At 39.1% G+C, this 12,523-nt stretch carries 14 protein-coding genes; 12 read left to right on the plus strand and 2 right to left on the minus strand.

Going from position 1 to position 12,523, the window contains the following annotated elements; genetic code table 11:
• The first annotated feature begins 103 nt into the window (after nucleotides 1–103).
• From glgA to dapB, 8 genes are all read left to right on the plus strand, one after another.
• The gene (gene glgA / locus DX522_RS10560; protein ID WP_115180760.1) at nucleotides 104–1,534 is read left to right on the plus strand and encodes a glycogen synthase GlgA; all 1,431 of its coding nucleotides are present in this window, start codon (nucleotides 104–106) and stop codon (nucleotides 1,532–1,534) included.
• 240 nt (nucleotides 1,535–1,774) lie between these two features.
• On the plus strand, nucleotides 1,775–4,240 hold the full coding sequence (locus DX522_RS10565) for a glycogen/starch/alpha-glucan phosphorylase (RefSeq protein WP_115180761.1): 2,466 nt from the start codon (nucleotides 1,775–1,777) through the stop codon (nucleotides 4,238–4,240).
• 105 nt (nucleotides 4,241–4,345) lie between these two features.
• A complete protein-coding gene (gene ribE / locus DX522_RS10570) occupies nucleotides 4,346–4,819 on the plus strand; it encodes a 6,7-dimethyl-8-ribityllumazine synthase (RefSeq protein ID WP_005695997.1) in 474 nt (157 codons plus the stop codon).
• A 5-nt stretch (nucleotides 4,820–4,824) separates the two neighbouring features.
• Entirely contained in the window at nucleotides 4,825–5,262 is a 438-nt protein-coding gene (nusB, locus tag DX522_RS10575) for a transcription antitermination factor NusB (RefSeq protein WP_115180762.1), read from the plus strand.
• A gap of 57 nt (nucleotides 5,263–5,319) precedes the next feature.
• On the plus strand, nucleotides 5,320–6,300 hold the full coding sequence (thiL, locus tag DX522_RS10580; protein ID WP_115180763.1) for a thiamine-phosphate kinase: 981 nt from the start codon (nucleotides 5,320–5,322) through the stop codon (nucleotides 6,298–6,300).
• Nucleotides 6,300–6,794, plus strand: a complete 495-nt coding sequence (locus DX522_RS10585; protein WP_410002740.1) for a phosphatidylglycerophosphatase A — start codon at nucleotides 6,300–6,302, stop codon at nucleotides 6,792–6,794. Before thiL ends, DX522_RS10585 begins: the two co-directional genes overlap by 1 nt.
• Complete coding sequence (locus DX522_RS10590) at nucleotides 6,788–7,414, plus strand: LysE family transporter (protein ID WP_115180765.1); 627 nt, start codon at nucleotides 6,788–6,790, stop codon at nucleotides 7,412–7,414. The genes DX522_RS10585 and DX522_RS10590 overlap by 7 nt, the downstream gene beginning before the upstream one ends.
• Nucleotides 7,415–7,430: 16 nt before the next feature.
• Nucleotides 7,431–8,243, plus strand: coding sequence for a 4-hydroxy-tetrahydrodipicolinate reductase (gene dapB / locus DX522_RS10595; protein WP_115180766.1), 813 nt, complete (start codon nucleotides 7,431–7,433; stop codon nucleotides 8,241–8,243).
• Here the strand turns inward: dapB and yfaE are convergent.
• Complete coding sequence (gene yfaE, locus DX522_RS10600; protein WP_049364137.1) at nucleotides 8,238–8,486, minus strand: class I ribonucleotide reductase maintenance protein YfaE; 249 nt, start codon at nucleotides 8,484–8,486, stop codon at nucleotides 8,238–8,240. The genes dapB and yfaE overlap by 6 nt on opposite strands.
• A 106-nt stretch (nucleotides 8,487–8,592) precedes the next feature.
• Between yfaE and DX522_RS10605 the strand changes: the two genes are divergently transcribed.
• From DX522_RS10605 to qseC, 4 genes are all read left to right on the plus strand, one after another.
• Entirely contained in the window at nucleotides 8,593–9,279 is a 687-nt protein-coding gene (locus DX522_RS10605) for a hypothetical protein (protein WP_115180767.1), read from the plus strand.
• A 146-nt stretch (nucleotides 9,280–9,425) separates the two neighbouring features.
• Complete coding sequence (locus tag DX522_RS10610; RefSeq protein WP_262054305.1) at nucleotides 9,426–9,806, plus strand: YgiW/YdeI family stress tolerance OB fold protein; 381 nt, start codon at nucleotides 9,426–9,428, stop codon at nucleotides 9,804–9,806.
• 74 nt (nucleotides 9,807–9,880) lie between these two features.
• Nucleotides 9,881–10,549 (plus strand): response regulator, encoded by a 669-nt coding sequence (locus tag DX522_RS10615; RefSeq protein WP_115180769.1) that lies wholly within the window; start codon nucleotides 9,881–9,883, stop codon nucleotides 10,547–10,549.
• Complete coding sequence (gene qseC / locus DX522_RS10620; protein ID WP_115180770.1) at nucleotides 10,539–11,897, plus strand: quorum sensing histidine kinase QseC; 1,359 nt, start codon at nucleotides 10,539–10,541, stop codon at nucleotides 11,895–11,897. The genes DX522_RS10615 and qseC overlap by 11 nt, the downstream gene beginning before the upstream one ends.
• Nucleotides 11,898–11,923: 26 nt before the next feature.
• On the opposite strand, the gene DX522_RS10625 is transcribed toward qseC, so the two are convergent.
• Complete coding sequence (locus DX522_RS10625; protein ID WP_115180771.1) at nucleotides 11,924–12,484, minus strand: DUF1439 domain-containing protein; 561 nt, start codon at nucleotides 12,482–12,484, stop codon at nucleotides 11,924–11,926.
• Nucleotides 12,485–12,523 lie beyond the last annotated feature (39 nt).

Raw genomic sequence — 12,523 nt, forward strand, 5'->3', positions numbered from 1 at the left:
TGAAAAGTGCGGTGAATTTTGACCGCACTTTATAATCCCCTCTTTTCTAAAGAGGGCAGTTGATCGAGCGTTATTTATGTTTTATAGGGAAAATAAAAATTAAATGAAAGTTTTACACGTTTGCTCAGAATTTTATCCGCTCCTTAAAACAGGCGGTTTAGCCGATGTTTTAGGGGCTTTACCGCAAGCCCAAAATCAAATAGGGCTTGATGCACGTATTTTATTGCCTGCTTATCCAGCGATTTCTGCAGGTATTTCTAATACACAAGTTGTTGCTGAATTTGATAATTTTGCGGGACATGTGGTGTTGTGCTACGGCGAATATAATGGCGTAGGCGTTTATTTAATTGATGCGCCACATTTATATGCGCGTGAGGGGAATCCATACCACGATTGTTACTATAATGATTATGGTGATAATTATAAACGTTTTGCCTTACTTGGTTGGGTTGGTGCTGAATTATCTACTGGTTTAGATAGCTGGTGGCGTGCGGACGTCGTTCATGCTCATGATTGGCATGCTGGCTTATGTGCTGCTTATTTGTTTAATAAAGGTCGCCCAGCAAAATCGGTATTTACAATCCACAATTTAGCATATCAAGGGCAATTCCATTATCAGCATTTATTTGAAATTGGCTTGCCTGCAGGCATGTTTAATGTTGATGGTTTAGAGTTATTTGGACAGATTTCCTATTTAAAATCAGGCTTATTTTATTCTGATGTCAGCACTGCAGTGAGTCCGACTTATGCCAAAGAGATTACAACACCTGAGTTTGCCTATGGCTTAGAAGGTTTACTTTCTGGTTTAAAATCTCAAGGGCGTTTAGTGGGGATTCTTAATGGTGTAGATGAAAATATTTGGCATCCAAATGCCGATCAATATATTCAGCATCGTTACAAATTGAAACATATGGCAGGTAAAAAACAGAATAAAGCTGAACTGCAAGCTTATTTTAATTTACCGCAAGATGAAAATGCATTGGCATTTGTGATGGTAACCCGCTTAACCGAGCAAAAAGGCGTAGATTTATTGATTGAAAGTGCGGATGAAATTGTAAAACAAGGTGGCCAGCTGATGATTTTGGGTTCTGGCGCACCGCACTTTGAACAAGGTATTCGTGAGCTTGCTGAACGTTATCCACAAAATGTAGCAGTCAAAATTGGTTACGATGAAACACTGTCACATTTATTAGTGGCTGGTGGTGATGTGATTTTAGTGCCAAGTCGTTTTGAGCCTTGTGGCTTAACACAACTTTATGGTTTGCAATATGGCACACTTCCTCTTGTTCGTAAAACGGGTGGTTTAGCCGATACGGTGGTGGATAGCACACCGGAAAATATTAAAGATCGCACGGCAACTGGTTTTGTGTTTGAGCAAGCTATCGCTGAAGATTTACGCAAAAGCATTCAACAAGCGTTTGATATTTGGCAAAAACCGAGAGTCTGGTCAGCATTGCGAGCGAATGCGATGGCACAAGATTTCAGCTGGCGTAAAGCAGCAGAACAATATCGTGCACTTTATGAACGTTTGTAGTTTTATTTATAAACGTTAAGAGCAACAGTCTGTTTGTAGATTATTGTTGCAAGCTCTGTGATTATGCTTGTTTTTCGACAAAATAAGCATAAAATTCGAACGAATTTATTAGAGGTATAAAGGTTCTCGGATATAAAGAGCGGTCTATTTCGATTGATTTTTTGAAATGTGCGTGAATTTTTAAATCAACATCTCTTTTATTATAGATAATTTTTTAACATTCAAACCGAGGTTTTACTTATGATAATGGATAATTTTGATTCTCCATTCCTATACAATCGCCCACAAATGACTGTTGAGGCAATCAAAAAATCAATTGTTTATAAGCTTATTTTTTTAATTGGTCGCTCACCGCGTGAAGCGAGCCAACGAGACTGGTTAAATGCGACTTTGCATGCTGTTCGAGATTTAGTGACAGAAGGTTGGATTACCACAGCTCGCCAAACTCGAGCGGAAGATTCTCGCCGTGTTTACTACCTTTCAATGGAATTCTTAATTGGACGTACGCTTTCTAATGCCATGATTGCAGAAGGTATTTATGGATTAGCACAAGAAGCCTTATCTGAATTAAATGTCGATTTGGAAGAAGTTTTAGAAAAAGAAGTTGATCCTGGCTTGGGTAATGGTGGTTTAGGTCGTTTAGCCGCTTGCTTTATGGATTCTATTGCGACCCTTGGTTTACCAGGTATGGGCTACGGTATTCGTTATGAATATGGTATGTTCCGCCAAAAAATTGAAAATGGCCAGCAAGTCGAGCGCCCAGATGCATGGCTTGAAAAAGGTGCACCTTGGGAGTTCATTCGTCCATCTAAACGCTTTACCGTAGAATTTGGTGGAAACATTCATTTCGAAGATAAAAAATGCATTTGGCAAGATACCGAAAAAGTGACCGCACTTGCTTATGACCAAATGATCCCGGGTTATCAAAATAATTCTGCAGCAACATTACGCTTATGGTCTGCTCATGCGGGAGAAGTATTTAATCTCGCAGATTTTAACCGCGGTGAACACTTAGCGGCATTAGAAGAACACTCCGCAAATAAAAACTTATCACGCGTACTTTATCCGGATGATTCTACTTGGAATGGTCGCGAATTGCGTTTACGTCAAGAGTATTTCTTAGTATCTGCATCACTTCAAGATATTTTACGCCGTCACAAACGTACCCACGATAGCCTTGAAAACTTGGCAGATAAAGTGGCGATTCACTTAAACGATACCCACCCAGCGTTAGCAATTCCTGAGTTAATGCGAATTTTAGTGGATGATGAAGGTTTTGAATGGAAAAAAGCTTGGGAGATGACGCGTAAGATTTTCTCTTATACTTGCCATACCCTTATGTCTGAAGCATTAGAAACTTGGCCAGTGGAAATGATGGCGAAAATCTTACCGCGTCATTTACAGATGATTTTTGAAATTAACGATCACTTCTTAGAATATGTCCGCACTTATGTGACGACTGACAACGATTTTATCCGTCGTGTTTCACTGATTGAAGAAGGCTACCAACGCAAAGTACGTATGGGATGGCTATCCGTGGTAGGTTCACACAAAATCAACGGTGTGGCAGAAATTCATTCTGATTTAATGGTGACTTCAACCTTTGCAGATTTTGCTCTCATTTTCCCAGAACGCTTTACCAATGTAACAAACGGTATTACCCCTCGTCGTTGGTTAGCCGTGGCGAATCCACAATTGGCAGACTTATTCGATAAATACATTGGTTCAGAATGGCGTTGTGATTTAAGTCAAATCGAAAAACTTAAACCATTTACGCAAGAAAAAGCATTTAAAGAAGCGATTGCAGATATTAAATTTGCGAATAAAGTGAAATTGGCGGAATACGTGAAATCTGAATTAGGTGTTGAACTTGATCCACATGCGTTATTTGATGTTCAAGTAAAACGTATTCACGAATATAAACGTCAAATGTTGAACGTATTGCATATTATTGCTCGCTATAATGAAATGCTTGCTCATCCTGAAAAAGATTGGCAACCGCGCGTATTTATTTTAGCAGGTAAAGCAGCTTCGGCTTATTATGCAGCGAAACAAACGATCCATTTAATTAATGATGTTGCTAATGTCATCAATAATGATGAGCGTTTGAAAGGCCGTTTAAAAGTTGTATTTATTCCAAATTACAGCGTGAGCCTTGCCCAGTTAATTATTCCAGCAGCGGATATTTCAGAGCAAATTTCACTTGCAGGCACAGAGGCTTCTGGCACCAGTAATATGAAGTTTGCCTTAAATGGTGCATTGACACTCGGTACACTTGACGGTGCGAACGTGGAGATCTTGGAAAACGTGGGTGAAGATAACATCTTTATTTTCGGTAACACTGTGGAACAAGTTGAGCAACTTCGTCGAGAAGGGTATCGATCATTTGAATACTATCAAAATGATGCTCAATTACGCACAGTCGTGGATCAAATTATTGAGGGTAAATTCTCACCAGAAGATCCTCAACGTTATCATCAACTATTACAAGGCTTGCAATACCACGATTATTATCAAGCTTTCGCTGATTTCCGTAGTTATGTAGAAACTCAAAAAACCGTAGATGAAAAATACAAACAACGCGATCAATGGATTGAAAGCACAATTCAAAATATCGTGAATATGGGCTTCTTCTCATCTGACCGCACGATTCTTGAATATGCGAAAAATATCTGGAAAATTGAACCGTTAAAACTCGAGAAGTAAGTTCTTTTCCACTCATAGAAAACCCTGTCGGATTATTTCCACAGGGTTTCTTTTTATGCTAAAATCCACCGTCAAATTTATTGTTCATTCAGATTAGGAAAAAGTATGAAAGTTTTAGAAGGTGCGGTAGCTGCACCAAATGCTAAAATCGCAGTAGTGATTGCTCGTTTTAACAGTTTTATTAATGAAAGTTTATTAGAAGGTGCGGTAGATGCATTAAAACGTATCGGCCAAGTGAAAGATGAGAATATCACAATCGTTCGTGCACCTGGTGCGTATGAACTTCCATTAGTAGCACGTCGTTTAGCTGAAAGCAAAAAATTTGATGCAATCGTCGCACTAGGTACGGTAATCCGTGGTGGTACAGCTCACTTTGAATATGTGGCTGGCGAAGCAAGCAGCGGTTTAGGTCAAGTCGCAATGCAAGCTGAAATTCCAGTCGCATTCGGTGTTTTAACAACTGAAAACATTGAACAAGCTATCGAGCGCGCAGGGACCAAAGCAGGTAACAAAGGTGCAGAAGCAGCATTAACTGCACTTGAAATGGTGAACCTTTTACAACAAATTGATGCGGCATAATTCAAATGAGAGAGAAAAAAGAACCTGTAAAAAAAGTATCGCCACGTCGTAGAGCGAGAGAATGTGCGGTTCAAGCATTATATTCTTGGGCTCTCTCTGGTAACGCACCAGAACAAGTGGAACTCACTTTCGTTGTGGATCAAGATTTAAAAGGTGTGGATAAACCTTATTTTAGCCGCCTTTTCCGTCAAACCGTTGCGAATGTAGAAGCCGTTGATTTTTCAATGAGCCATTATTTAGATCGCACGTTGGATGAATTAGATCCGATTGAAAAAGCGATTTTACGTTTAGCGGTTTACGAACTTCAATTTGAGCCAGATGTACCGTATAAAGTGGCGATTAATGAGGCAATTGAAGTGGCGAAAGTGTTTGGTGCAGATGAAAGCCATAAATACATTAATGGTGTATTGGATAAAGTCGCTCCTGCATTAGGTCGCAAATAATTATTCAAATGTAGGGTAGACAAATGTCTGCCCTTTGTTTTTTGGTGCGCAGATAAAATGACTACGGGTGAATTTGATCTTATAGGGCGATATTTCTCAATACAAAAAGGCAATCAATACTTTGTTGATTTCAGTATTGGGGATGATTGTGCGCTCACCCATATTCCAGAAGGCTATCAGCTTGCGATTACCACCGATACAATGGTCGAGGGTACGCATTTTTTATCTTCCATTTCTCCAAAAGATTTAGCGTATAAAGCTATCGCGACAAATCTAAGTGATTTAGCTGCTATGGGCGCGAAACCAGCTTGGATTTCTCTTGCACTGACATTACCTGAAGTGGATGAAAACTGGTTAAGCCAATTTAGTCAAAGTCTGTTTGATATATTAAATCAATATGATGTGACGTTAATTGGTGGCGATACAACGAAAGGCCCACTTTCTGTAACCATTACGGCACAAGGTTTCGTACCAAAAGGAAAGGCTTTATTCCGACATACCGCGAAGGTTGGTGATTTAATTTATGTATCGGGCACGTTAGGTGATAGCGCGGCGGGTTTAAATTGGATCTTACAGGGGAAAAGTGCGGTCGATTTTGATACGGAATTTTTAGTAAAACGCCATTTTCACCCGACGCCACGCATTGAATTAGGTCAAGCCTTAATGGATGTAGCGCATTCATGTATTGATATTTCAGATGGTCTTGTCGCTGATTTAGGACATATTTTAACGAGAAGCCAATATTCTGCAGAGATTGACTTATCCTTATTGCCTTTATCTACATCACTCAAAAAAACATATAGCTTAGAAAAAGCAGAAGCGTTTGCATTAAGTGGCGGGGAAGATTATGAACTTTGCTTTACGATTCCCGCAAATAAAAAATCTGAGATTGAGACGTTATCTCAATCGTTGAATGTACCTTGTACCTGTATCGGAAAAATTGTTCAGCAAAATAACAATCAGATTACTTTTTTTAAAGATAGACGTGTAATCCATTATCAAGCGCCGTCTGGTTTCGATCATTTTAAGGATAAATAATGAATAGTTCACCACTTGATAGAGTCAGCTTAAAAAATCCAGTTCATTTACTTGCATTAGGTTTTGGTTCAGGATTAATTCGTCCAGCACCGGGCACATGGGGAAGTTTAGCTGGAACGATTTTAGGCTCCGTATTATTAGCCGGTGTTGGATTAAAAATCTTCTTAATTTTGACCGCACTTTGCTTTGCGCTTGGCTGTTATCTATGTCAAAAAACCGCAGATGATATGGGCGTTCATGATCACGGCTCCATTGTTTGGGATGAATTTGTTGGGGTATTTATCGTGTTAGCCGCAATTCCAACTTTATCCTTGCCTTGGATTGTCATTGCCTTTGTACTGTTCCGTTTCTTCGATATATTAAAACCTTATCCCATCCGTCATTTTGACCAAAAACTGGAAAGTGGTTTTGGCATTATGGTGGATGATGTTTTAGCAGCAATCTATGCTGTTATCGTGATTGTGATATTCCGTATTGTAGGCTTGCCATGCTAAATTTGATGATTATTCATCTTGTTGGTTTACTTTCGCCCGGCCCAGATTTTTTCTATGTCAGCCGAATTTCTGCGATGAGTTCTCGCCGAGAAGCTATTGGTGGCGTGATTGGAATTACCATAGGCGTATTAATTTGGGCAACAGCTGTCGTTTTAGGTCTTGCCATTATTTTTGCCACGATGACAATTGTTCAAGGTACTGTGATGATGCTTGGTGGTTCGTATTTAGTTTATCTCGGCATTAAAATGGCAAAAGTAAAAACCAATGCGGTTTTTGATGAAAAGCAGAATGCAAATGTGCCAAATCAATCGACTTTAAAAAGCATTATGAAAGGCTTATTAGTCAATTTATCTAATGCTAAAGTGGTGATTTATTTCAGCAGTGTGATGTCATTAGTGTTAGTGAATATTACCGAAACATCACAAATTTTAACCGCACTTGCCGTGATTACCGTCGAAACTTTTTTATATTTCTATATCATTTCGGTGCTTTTCTCACGTTCTGTTGCAAAACAGTTTTATAGCCAATATAGTCGCTATATTGATAATGCAGCAGGGCTGATTTTTATTTTCTTCGGAATCTATTTAATTTATAGTGGCGTTCAACACGCTTTAATTTGATAAAAAAGGACAAAACATGACATTAAAAATTGCGATCGCCGGTGCAGGCGGAAAAATGGGGCGTCAATTAATTCAAGCCGTACATAATGCAGAAGGGGCAGAATTAGGTGCTGCTTTTGAGCGTAAAGGTTCTTCTTTAGTTGGTGCAGATGCCGGTGAGCTGGCCGGTATTGGTGCATTAGGTATAAAAGTATCAGATGATTTAAATGCAGAAAAAGACAACTTTGATTTGCTAATTGATTTCACGCGTCCAGAAGGCACACTTGAGCATATCGCATTTTGTGTCGCTAATAACAAAAAGATGGTGATTGGTACCACGGGGTTTGATGATGCAGGTAAAGCCGCAATTCAAGCCGCATCGGAAAAAATTGCCATTGTATTTGCATCCAACTTCAGTGTGGGGGTGAATTTGGTGTTTAAACTATTAGAAAAAGCCGCCAAAGTGATGGGCGATTATTGCGATATCGAAATCATTGAAGCGCACCACCGCCACAAAGTGGATGCACCATCGGGTACCGCACTTTCAATGGGCGAACACATTGCGAAAACCCTTGGTCGTGATTTGAAAACACATGGCGTATTTTGTCGTGAAGGCATTACAGGCGAACGCAAACGTGATGAAATTGGTTTCTCTACCATTCGTGCCTCTGATGTTGTGGGTGAACATAGTGTCTGGTTTGCAGATATCGGTGAGCGCGTTGAAATTGCTCACAAAGCATCAAGCCGTATGACCTTTGCAAATGGTGCAGTTCGAGCCAGTAAATGGTTAGAAAAACAATCTCACGGATTGTTTGATATGACAGATGTGTTGGATTTGAATAATTTATAATTCTATTTCTAAATCACTTTCCACCCGACAACAACACAGTAGAATCTCATCCGGTTGAATAAAGGCAAGGGGCGCATCGGCGTAGGAAACCTTGCCTTTTTTGATTTTCACGCGACAAGAACCACAATAACCTGAACGACATTGATATTCATGGTGAATTTGATGTTGTTCTAAAAAGTTAAGCAGAGAAGTTTGGTTATCGAAATCTAAGGTGATTTGGCGCTGAATAAGATGGATTTTCATGAAATAAAATAAAACAAAATTTTGCTCATTATAGAAGAAAGAGAAGTAAAACTCACGGCTCTTTTGTTGTAAGATAGCGAGCTAATATTCATCATAAGGGAAGATCATGCGAACCTTTCTAAAATTAACGTGGATTTCAACCGCACTTTTATTAACGGCTTGTAGCTCGATTTCAAAAGAGCCGGTTAAGCATATTGATATGTATGTAAAGCCTTATTACGATGCCAGAGATGGGCGACTTGAACAGATTAATGTGAACAAAGATATTGATGCGTTATTACTGAAAAATACACAAAAAGATTTTGAAAGTGCGGTCAATATTATTGAGAAAAAAGTGGATTTTGTTTCTCCGATGACAATGTTTGCACTTTCTGCTCGTGCTTATGATTTTGGCTTACGTGATGAAGCAGTAAAATGGTTTTATCGTGGGCAAAACCGTTTAATCACCGCATTATATGTGTTGGATTTAGATAAATTAACAGTATCGAATAACACAGCATTTGGGCAATTAGTGGGACAGCATGTTAATCCGTATGCGTTCTGTGATTTGAATAAGCAACACAAGGCGGCGCAAGATGCAATTGACTGGGCGAAAAATCATCCGTATCAGACGGTGTTTTTACCTCAATTACCAAGCAAACATCAAGATAGAAAACAGGCATTAAAAGAAGCAGAGGCAAAACTTGATGCGCGTTTAGTCGAGCAAGACCGCTATTTTGCTAATTCTGAAAATAAAGCGAAATGGGAAAAAGAACGCCAAGATAACTTGGTGAATGAGCGATTTTGCTGGTGATTTTAAAAAAATTTAAAAATCTTAAGGTTGCTTAAGATTTTATTAAGATTTGTTGTGTTTAATAAGCAACAACAAGGCGGCAATGAGGATAATCCTTCGCTTTGAAACATGATTAATTTATGCTTAATTCTATTTAGGAGAACATGATGAAAAAATTTGCTTTAGCAACCCTTTTAGCTTTATCCACTTCAGCAGCATTTGCTGGTTTTAATGGTAACAATGCACAAGGTGGTTTCCAAGGTGGTTTCCAAGGTGGTAACCAAGGTCAACAACTTACGGTTAAACAAGCGTTATCTGCGAAAGATAATTCTATGATTACCTTAGTTGGTAACATCACTCAACAAATTGATGGTGATGAATATGTTTTCACTGATGGCACAGACCAAATCAAAGTGGAAATTAAAAACCGTGTTTGGAATGGTTTAAATGTCGGTCCACAAGATAAAATCCGCGTTTACGGTAAATTGGATAATGAAGCTTTTGAAAAAGCAGAGCTTGAGGTCATTAGCGTTGAAAAAGCGCAATAATTCATATAATTTGAAGTGGTGGGCAAAGCCCGCCATTTTTTCATTTAGATAAAAACAAAAGTGCAGTCAATATTATGCGAGTTTTATTAGTCGAAGACGATCCGTTAATCGGTAATGGGTTACAAATTGGTTTGTCAAAATCTGGTTTTGTCGTGGACTGGTTTACCGATGGTCAAAGTGGATTAAATGCCTTAATCGGTGCACCTTATGATGCGGTGGTATTGGATTTAACCCTGCCTAAACTGGATGGTTTGGATGTATTAAAACAATGGCGCTCAAATAATCAAGATGTGCCTGTACTGATCTTAACTGCACGTGATACATTGGATGAACGCATTAAAGGCATTCAACAAGGTGCGGATGATTATCTTTGCAAACCCTTTGCCTTGGCTGAGGTGGTGGTGCGATTACAGGCATTGATTCGTCGTCGTTATGGGCAAGTTAAACCACAAATTGAGCATGGCAATGTAAAACTCGATCCTGCTCAACGTAAGGCTTGGTTGAATGAGGATGAAATTACATTAACTGGGCGTGAATATAAATTACTCGAACTTTTTATGCTAAATAAAGAGCGAGTACTTTCTCGTGCAACCATCGAAGAAAAACTGTCAAATTGGGATGAAGAATTAAGTAGTGGTGCATTGGATGTGCATATTTATAATTTGCGTCAAAAACTGGGTAAACAATTTATTCGTACTGTACATGGCGTAGGCTATGCTTTAGGACAAGTTAATGAAAAATAAACGACTGAGTTTTCGTCTCTTAATCGGTTTAAGTTTGACTGCACTTTGTGTGTGGTGCATTGCCACAGCTGTTGCATGGACGGTCGTCAAAAAAGAAGCAAAAGATGTGTTTAATGCGCAACAAGTGCTTTTTGCCGAGCGTTTGGCGACCTCTGATTTGCAAAATGTATTGTTGGACGAAAATGCGAAATTTCCACGTGGTGGATTTAAACCACAGAAACGCCATTACGATGATAATGATGCTTTAGCTTTCGCCATATTTTCTAACAAAGGCGAAAGACTATTAACCGATGGTGATCATGGCGACAAATTTATTTTTCAAAATAAGACGGGTTTTAGCAAAGAACATATTTTAGATGATGACGATGAATGGCTAATTTATTGGCAACCTGTCGGTAAAGATGAACTTGTCATTGCGGTGGGACAAGAATTAGAATACCGCGAAGAGTTGGTCAATAAAATGGTCTTCAGCCAAACTGGGATTTGGTTTGCAGGATTACCAATACTATCATTGGTCGCGTTTATCGTGATTTATCGAGCCTTAAAACCAATTAATCGATTGAGTCGAAACGTACAAGCTCGTCGCCCTGGTGATGTGTCGTTATTAGAAACTGATGATGTGCCAACAGAGATTCTACCGTTAGTCCAAAACTTAAATCAATTTTTTACACGTACCAGTGAGCAGTTGGAACGGGAAAGACGTTTTGTTTCTGATGCAGCACATGAATTACGTAGTCCATTAGCAGCATTACGTATTCAAACGGAAGTCGCACAGTTGGCTGGCGATGATGCACAAACGCGTGAAATGGCCTTAGCGCATTTAACCCAAGGTATCGATCGGGCAACCCAATTAATCGAACAGCTTCTTACGCTTTCTCGATTAGATAATCTTAAAGAATTAAATCATCAGGAACCTATTCATTGGTCAGAAATTATCACTTCACTTATCGGTGAGTTATATTTCAGCGCACAGCAACGTCAAATCGAATTGCAGTTTGAGCATCAGGGAGATCCTGCCGTTAATCAAGGGCAGCCATTATTACTTGCGCAAATGTTGAGAAACTTGTTGGATAATGCCATAAAATATTGTCCTCAAGGCACTCAGGTGCGTGTGATTTTACAGCCTCGTAAAATTCTTATTGAAGATAATGGCGGTGGTGTTGCGCCAGAAGAATTAGTGAAATTAGGGCAGCGTTTTTATCGTCCTGCAGGACAAAATGAAAAGGGAAGTGGGCTTGGATTATCTATTGTGGCAAGAATAGCAGAATTGCATCATTACCGTTTCCGATTAGAAAATATTGAAGCTAACGGACAAATTCAAGGTTTGCGAGCTATCATTGAGTTATAAAAAGTGCGTTGAATACGCCCTTATTGTTAAAACATTCCACCAATTAATTCTAATCGACCTTTCTCAACTTTAATTTCTTTGGCAAATTTCTTAATGAGCATTTGTTTCATGTCACTTTCATCCAAGGTGTAAACCGGCATCCGACTTAATAATGCAGCAACACCATCACTTAATAGCGGCATAACATCTTGGAGTTGCTCCATTGCACTATTAGGTTCGCCAGACCAGCGTAAAATTCGCAGATTTCTTAAATAGAGCGCCCCTTCCTGTGCGTTATATTCTGGAACGGCATCAAAGGTTAAATACAATTTAGCCGGATAGGTTTTACCGGATAAACGAATAATCGTATCAGCCAAACCACTCATTTCAACACGATTGCTTTCAGTTTGCCCGATTTGAGTAACCAAATCTTTCAGCGCATAATCCACTGAAAATAACCCTGGAATACCGAGTTTGTCATTAATCGTGCCTTTTTCACTTAAATACTGGTTAATTTGTTGCTCGCTGATGCTAAAAGGGGAAGCTTGTACAGATAGCGTGCAGAAACCTAATGTCAGTACGGTAAGCACTTTTTTCAAAAAATGCATATTTTTCTCCTTGATTGAAAAAGAATAAAAATTTTGTAG

Origin of the sequence: Haemophilus parainfluenzae, assembly GCF_900450995.1 — a bacterium.
GTDB lineage: Bacteria > Pseudomonadota > Gammaproteobacteria > Enterobacterales > Pasteurellaceae > Haemophilus_D > Haemophilus_D parainfluenzae_O.